We start from the raw sequence: 22,489 nt of genomic DNA, 5'->3' as shown, positions 1-22,489 counted from the left end.
GCAGGTTGATGAAGGCTTGAACGGCAATGGTGCCGCTGAGCATATTCACAAAATTGTTAATAGGGGGAACGGCAATGGTCAAAGGAAAGAGATCGGCTGCGCTGGGATTGACGGTGCTGCTGGCAGGAGGGCTGCTCGCGGGCTGCGGCGGCGGAGACAAAGAGAGTGCAAGCACCCCAAGTAATACAGAAGGTACTAAAACAAGCGAAGGACAAAAGACAGAGCTGAAGCCGGTTACGCTGCGCTTTTATTTCCCGGGAGATAAGCCGCAGGCGACTGATGAGGTGTGGTCGTATGTGTCAGAGCTGACTAAGGACACCTTGAATGCCAAGTTCGAGATCAATTTTGTCAACTGGAATGACTATAAGGATAAAATGAAGCTGTTGCAGGCTTCGGGCGATAATTATGATCTTAATTTTGATGCGAACTGGAATGATTTCTCCAACGCCATGAATCGCGGCTCTTACCTGGATCTAACCGATCTGCTGCCACAATATGCACCGAAGCTGACTGAAACGTACAAAGAACAGAATCTGCTGGACCCGATCAAGGTCAAGGGACGGGTGTATGGGGCGCCTTGGACATTGAAGAAAAGCATTAAGCCTATCGTCTGGTATCGGGGTGATCTGGCTAAAAAAGGCGGCTACATGAAAGACAAGGTAGAAACGGTTGAGGAACTGGATGAGTACCTCCATGCTGCTAAAAAGGCTTCGCCGCAAATTCTCCCTATCTCCTGGCGGCCGGATAACTGGTACAGCGATGTTGCCCAGGTGTTTCTGCAAAAGTATGAATACGAGAACCTGAACTCCATGGGCCTGGTCGTCAAGATTGATGATCCCGAGCATAAGGTCATCCCGTGGGAACAGACTGAAGCCTTCAAGGAACTCGTATTCTATGCTAAGAAGTGGAACGAGGCTGGTCTGATTCCACGCAACCTGCTGGCCACCAAAGGAACGGAAGGTGACTTCTCGGCCGGAACGCTGAGCGCTGCTATTAACCAGATTGACGGAGGAATTCTGGAGAACCCTAACACGTTTAAGCCGTCTGTGGAAGCTGAAGGAGCTGTGAAGATCTGGTCGGAATTCTATCCGGATAAGAAATGGGTGATCGCTTCACCGCTTGATAATATTGTAGCGATCAACAAAAATGCAGCCAACCCGGAGCGGGTGCTCATGTTCCTGGAGGAGCTGTCGACGAACCAGAAGGTGTATGATGCTGTGATTTATGGCATTTTGGATAAGACCTACAAGCTGGATGGCGATAACGTGAAGTACATGGATGGGCAAGGTAATGGCCAGCCGACCAACTATCTTGATTGGCCGGGACAGTGGGGCTTCTGGCGTAAGGAGTTCCAGAAGTATGATGAGCAGCATACGCCGAAATACTATGAGACTTATGATGCCTTCATTAATCGTCCGAACCAGATTACGTCGACGGTCAAATACTTCGTGCCTGATCAGACACCGATCAAGACCGAGGCTGCAAAACGGGAGCAGCTGCGCAGTGAGCTGGGCAATCTGCTGATGTGCGGAATCAACATCAAGGATGTGGACAAAGATGTCGCCAATTTTATCGCCAAGGAGAGGGATGCCGGGACCGACAAGATTGTGGCTGAGGTCCAAAAACAGCTGGATGAATTTCTCGCAGCAAACTAAGCTGGATTAACGCTATTGCTTCAAAATCATCATCGCGGGTGGCGATATCATTGCCATTCGCGATCCTTTTCGTCTATACTGAATCCAATAATTGAAAGCGCTTAAAGAGAGAGGCGGGCTGTCGGTGGCAAAGCTCAGGCGGGATTCTTTATTTGTCCGGATGCTGTTATCCTTCATGGCATTGACGATGGTTCTTGTCGTGACGATGACCCTTGTTTTTTCCAACCTCTACTCCAAGACGCTCTTTAATCAGCTATCACGAGAACAAATCAAGGGCCTCGAAACTTTAAGCGGAAATATCGATAATCTCTTCCGGGAGATGGATCAGATCTTTCTGAATTTGGAGATCAATGACAACATCAATTATTTCCTGGCGTTAAGCAGCAGTGATGCCTTGACCAGCAACCAGGCCCGCATCCAGATCCGTAATATCCGCCAAATTAACCCCTACATCCATTCCATTTTTGTTTACAACTCAGCGATTAAAGAATTCATTTGTGAGGGAGAGCTTGGCTTCGATGCCGCAGGCTTTTTAAGGCAGGGGTCGAATTACCGCAAAAGTGTGGGCAACAAGCGGACCATCTATTTAACCCGGCTGGTTCCTACGGGGAACAAACAAGACTTTTTGACCAATAAGAAAGATTACACCATCAGTATCGAATATACGAACCTTAGCATCAGTGGTGAGCAGCAAACGGTAATTATTAATATAGACGAGAATTTGTTTATTCACGATTACCTCGCAAACTCAGGCAATGAACTGCTGATTGCCGACGCTCAGGGAACGCTGCTCGCACATACGGACCCGGAGAGAATTGGCGGGGACATCAAGGACACATCTGCTTTTGCCACCGTATTGCAACAATCTGCGCCCAAGGGCAACCTCTCCGATAAGGAAGGAGCATCCCGATCGCTTGTCGCTTTTGTACAGAATCAAACCACCGGCTGGTATATTTTGAGCAAGGCACCCTATTCCACGCTGGTCAAGCCAATTCAGGATAAACGCAATGGTTTTCTCGCTGTCTGTTTAAGTGTGCTCCTGATGTGTCTCGCTGCTATTTTTTTGATTTCTAAGAGGCTCTACATTCCGGTGGAGAAGTTGACGGAATTGTTCAAACGCTCCCCGTTCCATGTGGAGGGCGGACATACCGGAGATATCTCTTTTATTCAATCGGTGTATACAGAAACACTGCTGCATATGCGTTCACTGGAAAACGAGAATCGGAGCAATCAGCGGATTGTGAAAGAGAGTTATTTGCGCAGCCTGCTGACCGATGGGGGATCTGATGAACGAGAAGAGACTCATACAGGCGATTACAGACTTGTGGTTTGTTTGGACCGGTTCCGTCTGTGTCTGTTCAGGATCGATGCCTATTCACAGTTAGATGGGAAGGAGGCGGCCCTGTTCGAATCGCTGCTGTTCGAGAGTATCAGTCAACGTCTTCAAAATGATTACGCTTATGAGGCTGTAAGGATGCCCAAGGGAGAGATAGCTGTTCTAATTAACGAGAGTGAGGAAGGAACAGAGGACTTCGAGGATCTGCTGGAGTTATTGGAGAGTATTCAGAGGTTCATTGCGTCGCATGGGATCACGGTTAGTGTCGGGCTTAGCGATGTACGTCAGGACCGGAATTGTGCGCTAGCCTATGCACAGGGTCTGGAGATGCTTCAGCAACGGTTTGTGCTAGGCTCTGGCCGGATCATTCATCAGGCAGAGGTTGATGAGACACTTACCCGCAGTTATGGACTTCCGGCGGAGATGGAGAAGAAGCTGATTTCTTGTATTTCTACGAACGACAGAGCTGGATTCCAGGAGAGTTTGGGTGGTGCAGCTTATGTGCTAAAAGGGTTCGTGTACTCTGACGCTATTCAGGCGCTTTTCCATCTCTTTCTGGTCTGCATCACCCAGATGAACCAGACTATTAACGACGAGAACAAACGACTTGGTGTGCTATATGGGGAACTGAATCTGATCTTTACCGAGATGGAAACGCTGGAGCAGGCCATGGAATGGCTGCTTAGACAATTCGACCATTACAGCAGCAGCTTGGACAGTATCAAGCAGTTGAAGGAGAACAAGTTCTACCGCAAGGTCGAAGAGATTATGCACTACATCCAGCAGAACTATCACGACAATAATTTGAGTGTTGAGGTTCTGGCCGAGCGGGCCGGCTATACGCCTAATTATTTATCTAAGATTTTCAAAGAAGTCACAGGAATCAATTCCAGCGAGTACATCCGCAAGGTGCGAATAGACAAGGCCAAGGAATTGCTGCGCAGCGATGAATACCGGGTGAGCGATGTGGCTGAACTGTGCGGATACACCAACAGCAGTCACTTTTATTCCGCCTTCAAGAAGCAAGTGGGCCTGACGCCTTCAGCATATCGAGAGCTGTCGCTGCAGGATAATTCGCCTGATGGCTTTCCGCAGGAAGGTTAGCACCGCGAAAGCACAGACTGTCGCAAGGTTTCAACCGCTAGCAGCGATTTATAAGGAAGAAATCCGGGTACAACAGCAACCGGAAATTCGAGAGGAGAATGATTCATATGAGTTCAGCTTCACAAGAGAAAGGGAACGTCGAACTGAGGTTATGGTTTACCTCTCCGAGTGACAGATGGGAGACCGCCATACCTGTAGGTAATGGTAGGCTTGGCGCGATGATCTATGGTGATCCGCTGGAAGAGAGGATCGCGTTGAATGAAGACAGCCTGTGGTACGGTGGCCCGCGGAATCGCAACAATCCGGATGCCAAGGCAAAGCTGGCGGAAGTCCGGGGGCTGCTTCTGCGGGGCGAAGCAGGAAAAGCACAGGAACTGGCTGTCCTGGCCCTGTCGGGTGTTCCGGAAAGCCAGCGCCATTATGTTCCACTTGGAGAACTGGCGCTGGTGTTTGAGCATGGCAGAGAAATTGCGAATTATTCACGTCACTTGAATCTGGCTGATGGAATTGCCAGCGTCCATTACGAAGTGGATGGTGTAGGTTATGAACGGGAGATCTTCGTCAGTCATCCTGATCAGGTGATGGTTGTGCGCATCACGGCCAATGCTCCAGGAGCCGTGAGCTTCAAAGCCCGGCTGAAGCGGGGGAGCAACAATCGCTACTATGACGAGCTTGTCCAAGCCGATGATCATACGCTGCTTATGCGGGGGAATGAGGGCGGCGCAGGTGGTGTGGATTTTCGCACCGTAGTGCGTGTGAAAGCCGAGGGTGGCGGCAAGGCTGCCATCATTGGAGAACACGTTGTCGTTGAGCAGGCTGACACTGTGACTCTGTACCTGACAGCGGCAACCTCCTACCGCTATTCCCAGCCGGAGCTGCAAGCTTTGAAGGCCGCGGAAACGGCGGGGAAAATGGAATATGCTGCACTGAAGGAGCGGCATACCCTGGATATGGAGTCTGTGATGGGGCGGGTATCGATCCGGCTAGGCGCAGCGGCGGAAGTGGGCCAATTGCAAGGGGATAACCTGCCAACGGATGTCCGTCTGGAACGTATCCGCAGTGGTGAAGAGGACCTCAGCCTGATCGCGCTTTATTATCAATTCGGACGTTACCTTCTTGCAGCTTCCAGCAGACCCGGCTCCTTGCCGGCCACGCTGCAGGGGATCTGGAATGATCAGTTTCTGCCTCCTTGGGACAGCAAATATACGATTAATATCAACACCCAGATGAATTACTGGATTGCAGAATCAGGCAATCTGGCAGATTGCCATGAACCTCTATTCGAGATGATTGAGCGCATGCGCGAGCCGGGCAGGATAACGGCCCGGGACATGTATGGTTGCAAAGGTTTTGTAGCTCATCATAATACGGATTTGTGGGGCGATACGGCGCCGCAGGATCACTATATTCCAGCTACCTACTGGACAATGGGTGCGGCCTGGCTGAGCCTGCATTTGTGGGAGCATTACCAATTCGGCAGAGATGCAGCCTTTCTGGGGCGCGCATATCCCATACTTAAAGAGGCAGCGGAGTTCTTCGAAGACTATTTGATGGAGCTGCCGGACGGACGTATGGTTACCGTGCCTTCGGTCTCTCCAGAGAATACATATCTGCTGCCCGATGGTACTGCGGGGATCCTCTGCGCAGGTCCATCGATGGACAGCCAGATTCTGCATGAGCTGTTCAGCGCCTGCATTGAGGCAGCGGATCTTCTGGGGGTGGATGCTGCTTTTGCTAAGCGGCTGCATACGCTGCGTGAAAGACTGCCGCAGCCAGAGATCGGCAAGCATGGACAGCTGAAGGAGTGGCTGGAGGATTATGAAGAGGCTGAGCCGGGCCACAGGCATATTTCACATCTGTTCGCGCTGCATCCTGGTACCCGTTTCTCCGCCAGGGAAACGCCGGAATGGATGAAAGCGGCGCGGGTGACGCTGGAGCGGCGGCTGGCGCACGGCGGAGGCCACACCGGCTGGAGCCGGGCCTGGATCATTAATCTCTGGGCTAGACTTGCGGATGGAGAGAAGGCGTGGGAGAATGTCCAGGCGCTGCTGGCTCATTCCACGCTGCCAAACCTGCTTGACAATCATCCGCCTTTCCAAATTGATGGGAATTTTGGCGGAGCAGCCGGAATTTCCGAGATGCTTCTGCAAAGCCATGCCGGAGAATTGCATCTGCTTCCGGCACTTCCGCAGGCATGGGATGAAGGCGAGGTACGGGGACTACGGGTCAGGGGCGGTTATGTCGTAGATATGATCTGGAGTCAGGGACAACTGAACCAGGCTATCATTCATGCCCACAGCGACGGGGAATGTGTGCTACGTGTACCTGGTGATAGCGATGTGGAAATTACCTGCAAGGGACAACCGGCAGCCGTTACGCGGAACGAAAACGGCTCCGTGAGCTGGGCTGTAACGGCAGACTCAAGCTACATGGTTCTTCCAAGACATTAGCATTTGTAGAACATCAATGCGTTCAAAGCTCACTAAAACAGGCGGCCCTGATCAAACGTTCACTACGTTTGATCAGGGCCGCTTTTGATCTGCACATTTAGACGGTTAAGATTGCGGTTTCCATACCGGAAGCTGGATATAAGCGTTGTGACTTCCACCCCAGCAAATCGTCTGCTCGGCAGTCACTGTCTCCTGTATCGTGGACCAGCTGCCGGCCTGGTTAGGATGAACATGGTAAGCCGGGAAGTTGGAAGAGGAAATATCGACCCTGATCCGTGAGCCTGGTCTCAGTGTCCAGGTGATCGGCCATAACTGGAACGTTATCTCTTCGATTGAGCCGGGAGAATAAGACAGTGCCTCTGGTGAACCGTTCCGGTACGCCAATGAAGTTATCCCGTCAGCGATATTGTAGGCTCTGCCGTCCGGCAGAACCTCGCTCACTTTGACCGTGAACGAAGTATCTTCAGCAGTTGACTTGACCTGCAGCACCGCTTCGATGGAGCCTGCGAGGTACAGTTCCTCCTCCAGCGGTGCAGAGAGAAAGCTCAGGACATCCTGGCGATAGCCCGGTTCCGGCTGTAGTGCACAAGCGGTGCGGGGCTGGCCGGGCCCGGGTTCAAAGGTGGATAAGAGACCGCTTCCACCTATAGTAATCACTGGATCAAGCGGATCGTAAGTGTAGGTTAATTGGTGCTCATCCGCTTCGGGCATATCGCTAAGGGTGTTGTGCTGCCCTAAATGACAGGTTCGCTTCTGCACCAGCGGCGGCCAGGACGTCCAATTTTTCCAGCCATCCACGCCGATTACATAGGTCTTGACTGTGCCGAGCTCCTCTTCGTACGCCGCCTGCTTGAGTATGTAATCAAACCATCCCAATACCTCACGGAAGCCGCCATTGCCACCATTAACGGTTCCACCCGGAAAATCACGGTCGCCGTGCGGCGCTAGCGAATGCACCCAAGGACCGATGATAAAACGGCTGCGGTCCCGGATCTCCGGTGGAATCTGCTCGTAGCTCAGCATCATGCTTTCCAGCGCAATATCGAACCATCCTCCGACCATACAGACCGGAATGGTAAGACGGGAAGGAATATGCTGGAACTCCCGCCAGAAGCCCTCCTGCCATAGCTTCTCTCCGCCTCCAGGGTTCAACAGGAAATCACGATACCAATCCAGCTGTTTACCGAGCAGAGTCACATCCATCTCCAGGGGAGGACGGAATTCGCGCGCCTGCTTTTCCAGCTCCCGGGGACTGCGGCCTCCAAGATTGGTGTCGGCGTTGGTAACCGTCCAACTGGTATAGATATCCGGACGGAACATCCCGTCCATATAGATGAAGCGTTGCTGTTCAGTACCGATCACGGAAATATATAGCGTCTTGACCTCGGGCGGCAGGCTGTCTGCGAGCACCCAATGGTTAAATCCTAGATAGGAACCGCCGTATAAGCCTATATTCCCGTTACACCAATGCTGGGCGATGATCCAATCCAGCGTGTCGAGGCCGTCTTGCTTCTCATGCACAAACGGCACCCAGCGCCCTTCGGAAGAGCCGCGTCCTCTGCACTCCTGGATGATGACATTGTATCCATAAGCAGAGAGCAGCACGACTTCGGGGTCTGGCCGGAATTCTCTGCCTATATAAGGATTGCGCACAACTATCACTGGCGCGGGCTGTTCGCCCTTACTTAACCATACGTGGGTCATTAATTGCACCCCGTCACTCATCGTCACCCATAGGTCCTGACGTTCTCCCGCCTCGTGATGCGGAGCAGGGAATTCAGGAGCTTGCTTTTCTGACATGTTAGATGCCTCCCGATAAAAGATGGTGATCTGTTGTTTTCAAATAGGAATGCTATATTTGAATTCTATCATGCAAGCCATAGAGATGATATTGGGCAAAGAGGCATCGTCATGACATCATTCCGCAGCGGACTTTTACTATATATAAACAGGCGTAGCCTCTCGCATAGGAGCGAGAGGCTACGCCTGTTTGGTTTCTTCCCTGTACGTGCAAATGTAAGAATTGTAAGACGGTCAGCCGTTGTAATTATCCCGCCAGCGCAGCAGGCGAGTCTCAAGCTTGCGCACAAGGGAGTCAGTCAGCTTACCGACCCCGGCGAAGATAACGATGCCGACGAAAACAACCTCGGTTTGGGCAAACTGGCGGGCATCCGAGATCATATAACCTACACCTGCGTTAGCCCCCATTAGCTCGGCAACGATTAGACTTAACCAGGCCGTGCCGAGAGACAAGCGGATGCCAAGCAGCAGATTGGGCATGGCAGCCGGCAGAATGAGCCGGGTAATCTGCTTGAAACGGCTGAACTCCAGAATGCGGGACACCTCGAACAGCTTGGAATCCACACTGCGAATGCCCATGTAGGTATTGAGGTAGATGGGGAAAAAGGCACCCATCGCGATCAGCAGCACCTTCGAGAACTCCCCGAAGCCGAACCACAGGATGAACAGCGGCATAATGGCCAAATGCGGAACCGTACGGATCATCTGTAGCGTCGGGTCCAGCGTCCATTCCGTTTTTTTATAGAAGCCAACTAATAATCCGAATACGATGCCCAGCCCGCCGCCGATCAGAAATCCGATCAGGGCACGATAAATGCTGATCCCGATATTGGACAGCAACACACCGCTTGAGAGCAGATCAATGAAGCTTCTGCCGATCTTGAGCGGTGTGGGAAGCAGCTGGGGAGGCAGCAGATGAAGCTCCCCGATCAACTGCCACACCACCACAATAAGTAGAGGGAGCAGGCTGCCGTATACATATTTCACATAAGATTTCTGTGTTTTCATAGCTCGTTACGCAGGTAATCAATAGCAGAATGGTACAGCGTAATGACACCGGAGGCCAGTGCTTCTTGATAGCGCTGTTCCGAAGCTTGTCCAGGATAGGTAATTGGACCGTCATGGCCTTCTGCCAGCGGAATATCTGCCAATTCGCCAAGGAAGCCAGTGACCTGCGCGGTGAAGGATTCCACAGTATGACCGAAAATGGTAGGATCGATCAATTGGATGAAAGCTCCGCGATTCTTCTTGAGTCCTTTCGCCCCGATAGGCACGTTGACAAGAGCTCCACTGAGAATTTCCAATGCGAGCGCCAGGCCGAAGCCTTTGTAGCCGCCAAGCGGGGAGAGCCATTTGACATCCGCAGGATTCTCAGTCGGCTGGCCTTCTTCATCCACGCCCCAATGCTCAGGGATAGTTTCCCCTTTGAATTTGGCAATGCTGAGATGGCCCCAAGCCCGTTCCGACACAGCCATGTCGAGTACAAACAACGGATCTGTGTGTGGAATGGCAATCGCTAGCGGGGTGTTGTTCACAGCAGCGCCTTTGCCTCCGGGTGGTGCCATCACGCTCATTCCGCCATAAGCGGAGATCAGCGTAATTGCGCCGCGTTCCGCTCCGTACCGGGCAATAATGCCCGGGCAGTTGAAACGGGAGACATCAGTGAGGCCGATGGTGATCACTTTGCGCTCGGCGAGTGCCGGAAGGGCGAGATCAATCGATTCCCGGGCCACGATATGGCCCAGATCGTAATTTCCGGCTACATGCAGATAGGAGCCTTCCATCGGAGCGGCTTCATATTTTCCTCTGCCTTCGAGAGAGCCGACCGCTTGCTTAAAGAAGGTAAAACCGTGCGACGAGCGGCCCCTCAAATCGGCATCCAGATAATCACTGGCGATAATCTCTGCTTCGTGCTCGGTAGCGCCGTATTTCAGCAGGACTTTTTTACCCATGTCTTTGAGTTCTTGAATAGGGATGGTGATTGTGCTCATAGCTGTCTCTCCTAACGGTTATTTATCGTTCTTCAGTTCTTCCAGCGCTTGATTGATGAAGGTGTTATCCACGACCTTGGAAGGGTCAACGGACTTATTTACTGCTTTTTCTTTTAACAGGAATGCTGCCAGCTCTCCTTGAGCTTTGACAAAATCATCAGAGACCGGGACAGTCGCGAACTGGACATTGGAGATGACGGATTTAACAACCTCGGGATTCAGCTTAGTGCCCTCAGCGTAGATTTTTACCGCTTCATCCAGGTGATCGGTCTGCCACTGCAGTGTTTTTTCCAGTACCTTGAGATAAGCAACTACGAGATCCGGATGTTCATCGGCAAACTTGGTACGGACAATATGGAATGCAGGACTGATGTAGTTAATGGAAGAGCCGTCTGCCAAGACCTTGGCGCCTTCATCTACAACTGCTGTCGACAGGTAAGGCTCGCCGATGGCCCATGCATCTACAGATCCTCCGACGAACGCTGCCTTGGCTTCATCTGCACTGAGCTGGATAAGCTCCACATCATTTGCGGTCAGGCCAGCTTTGTCCAGTAATCTGAACAGAATGTCATACGCTGCTGTTGCCTTGGCTACAGCGATTTTCTTGCCTTTTAGTTCGCTGAGGTCGGTAATCGTACTGTTTTTGGGTAGCAACAGTCCAACATTTTTGGAGCCTGTGCTGCCAATGGCAATCTCTTTGAAAGGAATATCGGATATTTGTCCAGTGATAACGGTCGTATTACCGGTTACCGCGAGATCCAGGCGATCCGTAAGAATCGCATCGAATTGCGCCGGTCCACCTGGTACTTCCACCCAGCTTACCTTGGCGTTATGCTTGGCGAATTCTTCTTCGAACCATTTCTGCTGCTGAGCCAGAACCAGCGGAGCAACGGCGTGCTGGACGCCGATATTGACAGTGACTTCTGAAGCGGAGGCTCCCCCTTTATTGTTTCCGGAGGCGGTGGTGTTGCTGCCGGAATTATTGTCTTTACCGCAGGCAGCGAGCACCAGCAGCATGCTTATGGCAACCAATAGAATTGCGAATGTATTTTTTTTCATGATAGTACGAGTCCCCTTTGTCTAAGTTAAAGATCACTTTACTATATCCGATTAAACAAGTAAAATAACTTTGAATGATGTTTATATAACCAATGGTTATGGGAACGAGGCGAATTTCAAGTGAATATTGAACAAATAGAATATATTGTAAATGTAGCGAAGACAGGATCGATTTCTGCTACAGCGGAGACCATGCATATCTCGCAGGCTGGTATCAGTAAAGCCATCATGAAGCTGGAAAAAGAGGTGGGGTTCGAGCTGTTCCGCAGAACGCGGCACGGGACGCTGCCTACCGAGCGGGGAAAGATACTGATTGCCAAGGCTAGTGAAATTCTGCTGAAGGTTCAGGAGTTTGAGGACGAGGTTTCTGGCCAAAAAGAGCAGATCCATGGCGATATCCGCCTCTCTGTCAGCCCCAACTTTATCGCGATTCTGCCCAAAGCCATCATGTCATTCAAAGCGAGCAACCCTTACGTCAAGCTGGAGATTACCGAGAAGGATTCGGTAGAGATTCTAGAGGATATACGCCAGGACATCACCGATATGGGACTGATCTACTTTCATGCCGAGCACAGCCAGCATATTAAAGATTTATGGCTGACAACGATGGTAGAGACGAGGCTGATTGTCTGTGTGGGCAGAAAATCTGTAATGGCTTCAAAAAGCAAGCTGGGAATAGAGGATATTCTGGACCAGACTTTTGTCAGCGTGAACGGCAGCTTCTCCCGGCTTTTTATGAAAAAGCTCATGCTGAAATACGGCCCTGTGCAGGTTCTGTTCACGTCGACCAATCAGGAGGTACTGAAGCGGACGATTGCCGAAGGGGATGTGATCAGCATCTTCATGGAGTTCAATATTATGAACGATCCGCTGATTCTGAGCGGGGATATTGTAGCGATTCCGCTGGAAGCGAAGGAACTGGACCAGGAGGTAATCCAGCTGGGCTATGCCCGCTCGAAGCGGCAGCATTTCTCTATCGCCCATCAGGAGCTGCTCCGGCATCTGCAGCAGGAGATCGAGCGCTTGGGATTATAAAAAAACGCCTCACCCGGTATGGGCGAGACGTGAACTAGAATTAGAGAAATTAAGATGTTCTTGCTAGATGCTGTATGCAGGTTCTGTCTGCTGAGAGTCACTCAGGGCTTCCAGTACCCGTTTACGGTACTCCAGAAATGGCCCGGAGACGCGGGAACGGGGATGCTGCAGGTTAATGGGGATAATCTCTTTCACTCGGCCCGGCTTGGACTGCATGACTACAATCCGGTCGGCAAGGAAAATGGCCTCGTCAATATCATGGGTCACGAGCAGCATAGTGGTCCGGTTACTGCGCCAGATATCCAGCAGTGCTTCCTGCATATGGTTGCGCGTGAAAGCGTCAAGAGCACCGAAGGGCTCGTCCAGCAGCAGAACCTTCGGATTCCGGATCAATGCCCGGGCAATGGCTACGCGTTGGGACATACCGCCGGATAATTGCTTGGGAAAAGATTTCTCGAATCCGCCAAGCTTGACCAGCTGAATCATTTCATCGACAGCTTTTCTGACCTCAGGGTCTTTCAGGGATAGATCAGCGGCAATATTCTTTTCGACAGTCAGCCAAGGAAATAAACGGTGCTCTTGAAAAATAACGCCTTTCTGAATGCTCGGTCCTGTAACAGGCTTGCCATCCAGCTCGACAGATCCTTCATACCCGGTATCCAGGCCGGCAACGATCTTCAGCAGGGTGCTTTTGCCGCAGCCGCTGGGTCCGATAATGGCTACAAATTCATGGGGCTCCAGGGAAAGGTTGACGTTCTCCAGAGCCTGAACCTTCTCCTTCTGGGATGTAAATACTTTAGACACATGCTGCAAATTAACTGTAGCCATCTGTGGTTTCACCTCGGGTGTGTTCTTTTTTTGACTAAAGGTACTGTAATTGATTTGAATTGTCAATCACGTCCCTTTTTGAATTACTCTCCTGAATCGGCCTGACAAGCTGGCAGACAAAGGGGGGCAACATCTCCATCACTCCCCTGAAAGATGCCCCAATCTATCCTTTATTTTCTCTGAAAATAGCGGTAGGATTGATGTAATAAATTACATGAATTTATCTGTTTTGGAGGGAAATAAAGTGAAATTCGTCTTTGATTTGGATGGTACCATTTGCTTTAAAGGCCAACCGGTATCTGAAACTATCCTGGCTTGTCTGGAAGAATTGACACATGAAGGGCATGAAGTGATATTTGCCTCAGCTCGTCCGATTCGTGATATGCTGCCTGTTCTGCATGAACGCTTTCATTCCTTTGCGCTTATTGGCGGCAACGGGTCGTTAGTGTCCAAGGAAGGTCAGGTTCAGCATGCCGAAGCTTTTACTCAAGAGGATGTGCAGGAGATTCTTAGGCTGATTGAAGAATATCAGGCTACTTATCTGATCGACAGTGATTGGGATTATGCTTACACCGGCCCGTACGACCATCCCATTCTGAATAATGTGGACCCCTCCAAGCTGGCCCAGCGCCTTCCTGTAGGTTCACTGAAATCCATCGTCAAGATTCTGATTCTGACTGCTGACGATATGGAAGGGCTGGCGGAATCCCTGAAAGATCTTGGTGTGGTCATTCACAGGCACCGCAATGAAAATGTCATAGATATCAGCCCGCAAAACATCCATAAATGGAATGCATTACAACGGCTTGGGGTACAGGAGCAGGAATTTATTGCTTTTGGCAATGATGCCAATGATATTTCCATGTTCCAGCAGGCCCGGCATGCCGTTATGATCGGACATCATGAGGAGCTTGCTCCCTATGCTTCGGAATCGGTTTCACTGGGAGGCGACTGCGAGGGCGCCATTGTTAATAAGCTCAAGGCTTTATCGGTGTCATCAGTCCGTTCTTGATCAGCGGGTACATAAATTTTGGATATGAAGTACAGCGTATTTGAGTATAAAAATGAACGGCAAAAGTCCCTCAGGACAATGCCGTTTTATTTTTTAATAGGCTATGTTAAATTATATTGTTGATATTTGATATTCACAGTATGATCTGAGATTGAAAGGATGGGTCCGATGAAGAAGATATTTCTCTCACTTTTAGTCCTATTAATTATGTGTTCATGCAGTAATCAGTTTAATAAAGAAACTTGGTTAAAGCAACCAGAGAACAGAAATAGCATGGTGTATAGTCTGATAAATGAGCACGAACTACAAGGGAAAACGGAGCCCGAGATTATCGACTTACTTGGAGAGCCCGAACAAAGATTGGATGAACCATCCCTCCAGTATGTTTATTATTTGGGTAGAGCAGGATTTGGCGTAGATGATCGTTTGTTACGACTCCATTTTAACGAGAACGGTGAGCTTGAGAGTCACTTGGTAACAAATGACTAAACTTTTTTTGAAAGAGATTATCCGTGCAATTTAATATCCACCCATAAAAGTTCAGGATTACCCCCGTGCATTCCAAACCGCTGTCAGGTAGTATGAAACTAAAGCATAATGTTGCCACAGGAAACAGAGGTATAAAAAAGCGAATCGGGAAGGTGAACAGATGCTTAGCGTACTTATAGTGGATGATGAATATGAGATTCGTGAAGGTTTGCGTAACCGCTTTCTTTGGGAGGACTACAATATTACGGAGATTCTGGTGGCGGAGGACGGGGATGTTGCCTTGCACACGGCGCTTGAGGCCAGACCGGATCTGATCATTACGGATATCAAAATGAACCGCATGTCGGGTCTAGAGTTTCTGAGCGCTCTGTCCCCTGTGGAGGATTATAAACCGGAGAAGATTATTGTCAGCGGATATGATGATTTTGAACTGGTGAAGCAAGCCATGCAGTCAGGTGTATGCGATTACATCTTAAAGCCGATCAACCTGGATGAACTGGGAAAAATGGTGGATAAATCGGTCGAGACGATCAACCGCAGAAGGATGGATCAACGCAACCGCCAGATGCTACGGAACCAGGCCGTCTTCGCCATTCCCAAAATGCGGGAGGAACTGCTGAAGGAAATGATCGAGCATGTCTACGATCCTAATCTGGAGATGCGCAGATGCCACCGCCTGCAGACGCTGGAGCTCGAATGGATGCTGAGTGAGCCCATGTTCTTGATAGTCATCGAGGCCGATAATCTCAAGGCGATTGAGAACCGGAATCCGCATGAGAAGGAACTGATCTTGTTCGGGATCGGAAATGTCGTTCATCAGACGCTGGAGGAGGAATATCCGCATCCGTCCGCTCTTTATAAGGATAACCACAACCGCTGGATCGTTGTACTCGGCAGCTCGCAGCTGGAGCAGACGGAATTTGCCCAGGGTATGGCACAACTGTTGATCCAGAGAATCAATGAATTTGTCAAAATCACAGCCAGTGCGGGGATGCTGACCAAGCCGGGTAACACCCGGAATCTTTATCACATGTACACTGAGGCATTGAGTGTAATGGAGCAGAAGGCGGTCTATGGCGGCAACCGGCTGTTTACAGAGCAGGGGCTTTTTTATGATGGTGAAAATGAGGACCTGTCTCTTCAGGAGCCAGAAGAAATGCTTGATCTGGTCCGCTACGGGACGGATGCCGATATTTCAAGGGCGATGGACAGCTTCATCGAGATGGTCCATTCCTGGCAGCTTACACAGCTGAGGGATATTCAGCAGAAAATTTTTGAGTGGCTGTTCGAAGTGTTCCGCAGAGGGGCCGAGGGGACGGTTCTTAAGAACTGGAGGAGTAATCCGATTGCGGTCTGGGAGCTGCTGGAGCAGTACGATACACTACAAGCCCTGCGTGTGCAGACTGAAGCGTTCTTGCATGAGATTGCTGCCGATTTCCGCAAGCTCTCGGAGACGCCAAGCCAGATCGTCAGCGAGGCGGAGAAAATATTGCACCGTGATTATGCCGAAAGCCTCACACTGCAGAGCGTTGCTTCTGCTGTTCACGTAACACCGGTGTGGCTTAGCAAGCTTTTTAAGAAGGAACTGCATAAGACATTTCTCGAATATCTGACGGAGATTCGTGTCAAAAAAGCCAAGGAAATGCTGTACGATGTGAAATTTAAAATCTATCAGATTTCCTATCAAGTTGGATATAAAGACCCGGTGCATTTCTCGAAGCTGTTCAAGAAGCAGGTAGGCTGCACACCGAAGGAGTTTAGAAGACAGCTGGGGATGGCTGAGGAATGATTTCGAGGCTGTCGATTTCTCTAATCGACAGCCTCGAAGTTGATGCAAACTAATTCAAAGGTAGACCATATGAATCATTTAGGACGGGAGAAAAAGGTTATCGGGATGAGATTCCGATAGTCACAATGCCTGCTTTGCTCACTGGGAGCGATTCTTCCAGCACGTCCGAGGTATGCTGTTCCATGATATTGCTGGCATAGAGCACGGTATCCCCGCTAGTTTGGAGGCTCAGTTCGGACGGCGTATCCGCGAGGTTGTACCAGCGGGCCATCAGGTCACCGCTGCCTTCGCTGAGCTTCAGGTTGGAGAAGGCAAGCCCTTTTCCTTCCCAAGTGAGGAAGTTGTGTACGGGCGGCAGTTCGCCTTCATGAATGTCCGTTTGGGCTGTGATGAGCGGAACGGCGAAACGATAGGCTTCACGATAAGCATCGAAGCGAGTGTCCCCGCCACGGTGCGGAATAATGCTCCACTCTGCTTCATTTGCTCCAAGGCACTGGGCATCAGGGGTATGGAAGACGCCCCAGTCGCCCAGCTCTCCGACACTGCGAAGCAGTGTAACGGCAATCGTGCCTTCGGCATCACGCAGAACTTCGTATTCGTTCAAGCCCTTACCGGCCGCAGTCAAGCCTCTGCCGTCTCCATGCACATCGACGAACGATTGCATATGCTGACAGTTGCTCGGGTTCTCCCACTCTGGTGCGGGTACGGTCTGGCGTTCAGCTACTTCAAAGACAGAGTCGGCATAATGCACAGCCGACTGGACGCCGGATGGCAACAGGACCCGCAGGCGGTGATCCTTCGATTGATTGTCGATAGTGGTATGCACCTGCAGAGCATGACTGCTACGCTCCAGGCTGATGCGGGTGACGATATGAAGCGGGACAAGCTGCAGTGATCGGATCGCTTGGCGCTGCCTGAACTCTAACATCGTCTCTACTTCCTGTTGCAGTAACTCATTAGCCGAAGCCGGAATCTCCAGCGTGTGGCGGATTTCAAATGTAGCACGGTAAGGCGTATCCTCGGTCAACGTAATCTCGGCCTGTACACCACGGCTTGTGATAGCTGTATCGCCTATAGGTTGCTTGAAAATATATTCGTTCCCGATGTCGCCGACATCCTCATAGATGCCAAGGCCGCTATACAACTGGCCACTGGTTTTATCCAGCAGAGAGAAGCTGCCGTCTTGTTCCAGACTGACCCGGAGATGCTCGTTCTCCATAGTCAAGTCACCGGTGACCAGATAGATATCCTGCGGCTCCTGTTCCACTTGGGCATCCTTGCTTGGAATCCACGCGTAGGAGGCCAGACCCAATGCAGGAAGATTCGTCGCCTCAAAGGTCAGGCGCAGAGCCCGGGCCATGTAAGGCTGTCTGAACTTGTCGCCGGGCAGCTCGTAGCCGAAGCGTACGCCCAGATCTTCGGCGGTGACATCAATTCTTAGACCTGCCGCATCAACCAGATAACCTTCGCCATGCGTACGGCCGGCGACCTCGTTGAAGACAGCTACAGGATCTTCACTTTGGTTGAAGAAACGACGGGACCATTCCACTTCAACGGTCACTGCACCGCTGGTCGCGTAGCCGCTTGTATTATAGACCACGAACGGGACGGCCTGGTCTCCGTATGATGCGAATACAGATGTATCCACCTTGGAACTGATGAATTTGGCACTCTCGGTGGTGAGGGATGAGCCGACTTCCATGCTCTTCGCGAACCGGGTCTTCATCTCATGATACACTTCGTCCACGCTGCAGCCGCAAATGCTGTCATGCGGATGGTTCTGCATCAGGGTCTTCCAGGCATATTGCAGCAGACCATGCGGATAGGCTTTGCCCAGCCCATGTGCCAGGGCAGCCAGCGGCTCTGCCGTTTTTTCCAGAAGCGTCTGATTCTGTTGATTGAGCTGCTTGATATATACGCGCGCTGATGCTGTATTCACTAGCGAATACCAGCCGTCAGTATGCTGCCCGCGCAGCTCGCCGGTAGTGAGGGTCAGATCTTGCGGAAGCTCTTCCTTCAGGGCCTTCACGTAATCATCAAAATTCGAATGGATGAATTCGCAGTCGGGATAGAGTTCGCGCGCAACACGTAGGGCTTCGGACAGGTCGGTCTGGATGGGTTGATGATCACAGCCATTCATCAGCAGCAGATGCCGGGTGGAGGCATACTGCCGGGCACGCTCCAGACGAATATCCCAGTAAGCCTTGGCCGCCTCGGGGTCAACCGGAATTTCCATACCGTTGTTGTACCAGTTGGCGAACAGGATACCGAGAACACTGGAGCCGTCGGGAGATTGCCAGATCAGCTCGGAGTATGGAGATTCCAGGCCGGAAGCCTCTTCTACACGGTTGTTGAAGCCAGTGGCTTTCACACCTCTGCCGAACACGGATGTGCTGATACCGGCCTGCTGCAGGATTTGCGCAGCCTGGCCCATGTTGCCGAAGGAATCCGGGAAATAGCCGAGCTTCGAGATCGGACCGAACGTGCTGGCGTCACGGTGGCCGATTTGCAGATTACGGACATTGGCTTCGCCGCTCGTCAGGAATTCATCCTGAAGGATATACCATGGACCGAGGGACAGCTTGCCTTCATCGCACAGGCGCTGGATAATTTCGCGCTTCTCGGGATAGACCTGCAAATAATCCTCTACCACGATGGTTTGTCCATCAAGGTAGAAACTCTTGAATTCAGGATCAGACTCGAACGTTTCAATCAGGGTATCTATCGTTTCGATGAGTTTGACGTGATGGGCTTCATAGGGCATATACCATTCCCTGTCCCAGTGAGTGTGGGAGATGACATGTACAACCGTTTTGCTGGGTGCTGTCAATGCGATTCCTCTTTTCCATAAGATGATGGACGCTACAGCATAATTATAATCAATGTATCCGCTGTCACAATGAGTGGATCGCAAACTATTGCGGGGATTGTTATCGACATGCAAGGAAGGGAGGGCTGAAGCAGTGAATCGTTTTTCTCTGCGGCTCGGAGCATCGTTTCGGAACCGGATTATTCTGGTGTTTTTTTTGATCATTATAATGCCGTTCCTTATCTTTGCTTACTATGCACATATTAAATCCATTGAGGGTATTACTAACACTAATACTAAGATTTCACTAAGCTATCTCCAGCAGGCCCGTAAAAATTTTGAAATCTATCTCAATAAACTCAATGATCAGGTCAATACGCTTATCGGCAATAAACGCCTGCAGGATCTGTTGGTCGACCCGCCAGCCAATACCGCTGAAGAAGAGGCGTTCACAGTAAACCTGCTGACACTACTCTATCAGGCGACCCCGCAGATCGATGCTTTCCGGGTCAGAGTGTATCCGATGAATCCAGCCCTGTACCCTTCTTATATGAATACGCTGGGAGAATCGGCTGATCTTGTTTCTGAAGAGGACTGGTTCCAGAGACCTCAGGAGAGTGTGGGGCCGATCTGGAAGCAGTTCTTGCCGGAGCAAGGCAAATATGGACGGCCCTTACTCGCCTATATCAAACGCTTCTCGGGTCTTTACGACCGGAAGCCCCGCGGTGTGGTTGTCACGGAAGTCTCGGAAGATCATCTGAAGCGTTATTTTTCACCCACAGAGCAATTGAAGAATCAGAAGCTGCTTCTTATGAATAAGAACGGCACCATTTACTATGATTCAACTGCGAATGAGTGGGCAGGGACAGCTTTTCCTTCAGAATCGTTCATAGAACATCTACAACAAAGTCCGGAAGGCTCACAGACCATCAAGATCGACGGCAACACCTATCTTGCAACCTATGTCGGACTGAGTAGTGAGCCCTGGGCCATTGTCAGCCTGACGCTGCTCAAGGAGCTAACCGGGACGAATGATGAGATTAACCGGCTGTTGATTATTTTTCTGATCATTTATTTAATCTGCTGCATTGCCGTTGTTTTCTATATTACGGTGTATTTTACCCAGCCCATTGCTCGTCTGGTGCGGTTGATGCGGAGAATGGAGGACGGGAATTTTCATAATATTATACTGAACTCGCCCCGGAAGGACGAGGTGGGCTGGCTGTACCGCGGGGTTGGCAGTCTGGTTCAGCGGATTGATGTGTTGATTCAGGATGCGTGGCGTTCAGAGCGGAAGAAGAAAGCATTGGAATTCCAGGTGCTAAGCCACCAGATCAATCCGCATTTCCTCTATAATACGCTGGAATCCATTCGCTGGAAGGCGGAGAACCATGGACGTAGCGATATTAGTGAAATGGTATCTGCACTCGGTAATCTGCTTCGGCTGAGTCTGAATCAGGGCAAGGAAATTACGACTCTGCGGCGTGAAATCGAGCAGGTCAAGGCCTACGTGCTGATTGAGCAGGCCCGGATGGGCAGCGTTATTCGCATTCTGTATTCTATTGATGAAGAGCTGCTCGATTCGCCATTCCTGCGGCTGCTGCTGCAGCCTCTGGTGGAGAACGCGATTCAGCACAGCGTACGGAGTGATTTTGAGAAAGGCAAGATCATTGTGTCCGCGCGCAGCGAAGGGCAGGATATGATCATTGAGATTACCGATAACGGTAAAGGCATTCCGCAGCAAATTATAGAGGAACTGGAGCATGAAGTACCTGCTGAGGAAATGTATACAGCCACACGCCGGGGGGTAGGACTCCGCAATGTAAATGATCGTCTGAAGCTATACTTCGGTTCTGACTACAAGCTGCAGATTGAGACCGGCCCACAAGGCGGTACCCGCATACTGCTGCGCCATCCCAAGAAGATAGAGGTGGAATTACCTAGACCGGACGACAGCCGATAGACTGTTAGAATTGTAAAAGCAAGCATAGTAGCGGGTCTCCTCGTCAGGGAGATCCGCTACTTCCTGTTTGGGGGATCATGACCTGTAATAGGGTCATCAGGACAAAAGGAAACTACAAAGTGCAAGAATGACTCATAGAAGTGTGTATCGCTCTCTTTTACAATTAAGTCATCCAAACAGCGAAAGGGAAGTCGATATGAAACTAAACGGAGTGTTCAAGGAACTGTACAAGAATCGCACCTTGCTGCTCATGTTCCTCCCCGTCGGGGTACTATTCTTGCTTTTTAACTATTTGCCGCTGGCGGGTCTTGTCATCGCTTTCAAAAATTTCGATTTCTCCAAAGGGATTTTTGGTAGTGAATGGATGAACCCGCTGCTCAGCAATTTTGATTATGTATTCTCTTCACCGGTAGCCTTTCGGGCTATCCGCAACACGATTCTGCTCAATGCGCTCTTCATTGCTATAGGGTTAGTGTTTGAAGTAGGATTTGCTCTATTGCTGAATGAGATGCGTAACAAGTATTTCAAACGGATTACCCAGTCGTTGACCTTTCTACCCTTCTTCATTTCCTGGATCGTCGTAGGCGTATTTGCTTACAACCTGCTGAACTTTGAGAACGGTGCAGTCAACCGCTTTCTGGAATACCTGCATCTGCAGCCGATAGACTTCTATAGCCGGGCCGAGCTGTGGCCAGCCATTCTGACCATTGCAGCACGCTGGAAAATAACCGGTTACGGCACGATAGTTTATCTGGCGGCCTTAACCTCTGTTGACAATTCTTATTATGAAGCCGCTTCAATTGACGGAGCTTCCAGATGGCAGCAGATTCGTTATATCAGTATTCCGATGCTGCGGCCAACGATCATCATCCTGACCCTTCTGGCGGTAGGAAGAATCATGAATGCGGACTTCGGCATGTTCTATGCCATGGTAGGGGATGCTTCACTGCTCTTCCCGACCACGGATGTTATTGACACCTTCGTCTACCGGAGCTTGCGTAAATCCGGTGACATCGGGATGGCTTCCGCTGCGGGCTTCCTTCAGTCCTTTGTCGCCTTCTTCCTGGTGCTTGGCAGCAACTATGCGGCACGCAAAATTGACAAAGACTCAGCGATATTCTAAAGGCTGTGTGTCCGAGGTGCTAGCTAATCTAATGGAGGCACTTCGG

14 protein-coding genes are annotated in these 22,489 nt (G+C 50.6%); 8 read left to right on the top strand and 6 right to left on the bottom strand.

Going from position 1 to position 22,489, the window contains the following annotated elements; genetic code table 11:
- The first annotated feature begins 74 nt into the window (after window positions 1-74).
- The 3 genes from ACFVU8_RS12875 (at window position 75) to ACFVU8_RS12865 (ending at window position 6,545) form a co-directional block, all read left to right on the top strand.
- Complete coding sequence (locus ACFVU8_RS12875) at window positions 75-1,655, top strand: DUF3502 domain-containing protein (RefSeq protein WP_387427701.1); 1,581 nt, start codon at window positions 75-77, stop codon at window positions 1,653-1,655.
- A gap of 124 nt (window positions 1,656-1,779) precedes the next feature.
- Window positions 1,780-4,095 carry an AraC family transcriptional regulator gene (locus tag ACFVU8_RS12870; protein WP_379465922.1) on the top strand — a complete coding sequence of 772 codons (2,316 nt, stop codon included), beginning with the start codon at window positions 1,780-1,782 and terminating at the stop codon, window positions 4,093-4,095.
- Between the two features lie 107 nt (window positions 4,096-4,202).
- Window positions 4,203-6,545, top strand: coding sequence for a glycoside hydrolase family 95 protein (locus ACFVU8_RS12865; RefSeq protein ID WP_387427700.1), 2,343 nt, complete (start codon window positions 4,203-4,205; stop codon window positions 6,543-6,545).
- 105 nt (window positions 6,546-6,650) lie between these two features.
- On the opposite strand, the gene ACFVU8_RS12860 is transcribed toward ACFVU8_RS12865, so the two are convergent.
- From ACFVU8_RS12860 to ACFVU8_RS12845, 4 genes are all read right to left on the bottom strand, one after another.
- Window positions 6,651-8,345, bottom strand: coding sequence for a CocE/NonD family hydrolase (locus ACFVU8_RS12860; protein ID WP_387427698.1), 1,695 nt, complete (start codon window positions 8,343-8,345; stop codon window positions 6,651-6,653).
- Between the two features lie 234 nt (window positions 8,346-8,579).
- Window positions 8,580-9,353 (bottom strand): ABC transporter permease, encoded by a 774-nt coding sequence (locus ACFVU8_RS12855; RefSeq protein ID WP_387427697.1) that lies wholly within the window; start codon window positions 9,351-9,353, stop codon window positions 8,580-8,582.
- Window positions 9,350-10,336, bottom strand: coding sequence for an Ldh family oxidoreductase (locus tag ACFVU8_RS12850; RefSeq protein WP_387427695.1), 987 nt, complete (start codon window positions 10,334-10,336; stop codon window positions 9,350-9,352). Before ACFVU8_RS12850 ends, ACFVU8_RS12855 begins: the two co-directional genes overlap by 4 nt.
- Before the next feature lie 18 nt (window positions 10,337-10,354).
- Window positions 10,355-11,395, bottom strand: coding sequence for an aliphatic sulfonate ABC transporter substrate-binding protein (locus ACFVU8_RS12845; protein ID WP_387427694.1), 1,041 nt, complete (start codon window positions 11,393-11,395; stop codon window positions 10,355-10,357).
- A gap of 120 nt (window positions 11,396-11,515) precedes the next feature.
- On the opposite strand from ACFVU8_RS12845, the gene ACFVU8_RS12840 reads away from it, so the two are divergent.
- Window positions 11,516-12,430 (top strand): LysR family transcriptional regulator, encoded by a 915-nt coding sequence (locus ACFVU8_RS12840; protein ID WP_387427693.1) that lies wholly within the window; start codon window positions 11,516-11,518, stop codon window positions 12,428-12,430.
- Window positions 12,431-12,493: 63 nt separating this feature from the next.
- On the opposite strand, the gene ACFVU8_RS12835 is transcribed toward ACFVU8_RS12840, so the two are convergent.
- A complete protein-coding gene (locus ACFVU8_RS12835) occupies window positions 12,494-13,258 on the bottom strand; it encodes an ABC transporter ATP-binding protein (RefSeq protein WP_379465915.1) in 765 nt (254 codons plus the stop codon).
- A gap of 244 nt (window positions 13,259-13,502) precedes the next feature.
- On the opposite strand from ACFVU8_RS12835, the gene ACFVU8_RS12830 reads away from it, so the two are divergent.
- Together ACFVU8_RS12830 and ACFVU8_RS12825 are read left to right on the top strand one after the other, a co-directional pair.
- Window positions 13,503-14,270 carry an HAD-IIB family hydrolase gene (locus tag ACFVU8_RS12830; protein ID WP_379465914.1) on the top strand — a complete coding sequence of 256 codons (768 nt, stop codon included), beginning with the start codon at window positions 13,503-13,505 and terminating at the stop codon, window positions 14,268-14,270.
- A gap of 649 nt (window positions 14,271-14,919) precedes the next feature.
- Complete coding sequence (locus ACFVU8_RS12825; protein ID WP_379465913.1) at window positions 14,920-16,548, top strand: response regulator; 1,629 nt, start codon at window positions 14,920-14,922, stop codon at window positions 16,546-16,548.
- Window positions 16,549-16,645: 97 nt separating this feature from the next.
- Here the strand turns inward: ACFVU8_RS12825 and ACFVU8_RS12820 are convergent, their stop codons facing one another.
- The gene (locus ACFVU8_RS12820; RefSeq protein WP_387427691.1) at window positions 16,646-19,378 is read right to left on the bottom strand and encodes an alpha-mannosidase; all 2,733 of its coding nucleotides are present in this window, start codon (window positions 19,376-19,378) and stop codon (window positions 16,646-16,648) included.
- A 133-nt stretch (window positions 19,379-19,511) separates the two neighbouring features.
- On the opposite strand from ACFVU8_RS12820, the gene ACFVU8_RS12815 reads away from it, so the two are divergent.
- Together ACFVU8_RS12815 and ACFVU8_RS12810 are read left to right on the top strand one after the other, a co-directional pair.
- Window positions 19,512-21,320, top strand: a complete 1,809-nt coding sequence (locus ACFVU8_RS12815) for a cache domain-containing sensor histidine kinase (RefSeq protein ID WP_387427690.1) — start codon at window positions 19,512-19,514, stop codon at window positions 21,318-21,320.
- 196 nt (window positions 21,321-21,516) lie between these two features.
- Window positions 21,517-22,443, top strand: coding sequence for an ABC transporter permease (locus tag ACFVU8_RS12810; RefSeq protein WP_066364530.1), 927 nt, complete (start codon window positions 21,517-21,519; stop codon window positions 22,441-22,443).
- Window positions 22,444-22,489 lie beyond the last annotated feature (46 nt).

It is taken from the genome of Paenibacillus sp. NPDC058177, assembly GCF_042883835.1.
Taxonomy (GTDB): domain Bacteria; phylum Bacillota; class Bacilli; order Paenibacillales; family Paenibacillaceae; genus Paenibacillus_AQ; species Paenibacillus_AQ agri.
Note: the sequence above shows the minus strand (reverse complement) of the source record. Positions and strands in the feature narration are given on the sequence as shown.

Coding starts and splice junctions, on each gene's coding strand:
- ACFVU8_RS12825 (WP_379465913.1), top strand. CDS start 14,920: ATGCTTAGCGTACTTATAGTGGATGATGAATATGAGATTCGTGAAGGT.
- ACFVU8_RS12850 (WP_387427695.1), bottom strand. CDS start 10,336: ATGAGCACAATCACCATCCCTATTCAAGAACTCAAAGACATGGGTAAA.
- ACFVU8_RS12860 (WP_387427698.1), bottom strand. CDS start 8,345: ATGTCAGAAAAGCAAGCTCCTGAATTCCCTGCTCCGCATCACGAGGCG.
- ACFVU8_RS12810 (WP_066364530.1), top strand. CDS start 21,517: ATGAAACTAAACGGAGTGTTCAAGGAACTGTACAAGAATCGCACCTTG.
- ACFVU8_RS12835 (WP_379465915.1), bottom strand. CDS start 13,258: ATGGCTACAGTTAATTTGCAGCATGTGTCTAAAGTATTTACATCCCAG.
- ACFVU8_RS12875 (WP_387427701.1), top strand. CDS start 75: ATGGTCAAAGGAAAGAGATCGGCTGCGCTGGGATTGACGGTGCTGCTG.
- ACFVU8_RS12845 (WP_387427694.1), bottom strand. CDS start 11,395: ATGAAAAAAAATACATTCGCAATTCTATTGGTTGCCATAAGCATGCTG.
- ACFVU8_RS12855 (WP_387427697.1), bottom strand. CDS start 9,353: ATGAAAACACAGAAATCTTATGTGAAATATGTATACGGCAGCCTGCTC.
- ACFVU8_RS12865 (WP_387427700.1), top strand. CDS start 4,203: ATGAGTTCAGCTTCACAAGAGAAAGGGAACGTCGAACTGAGGTTATGG.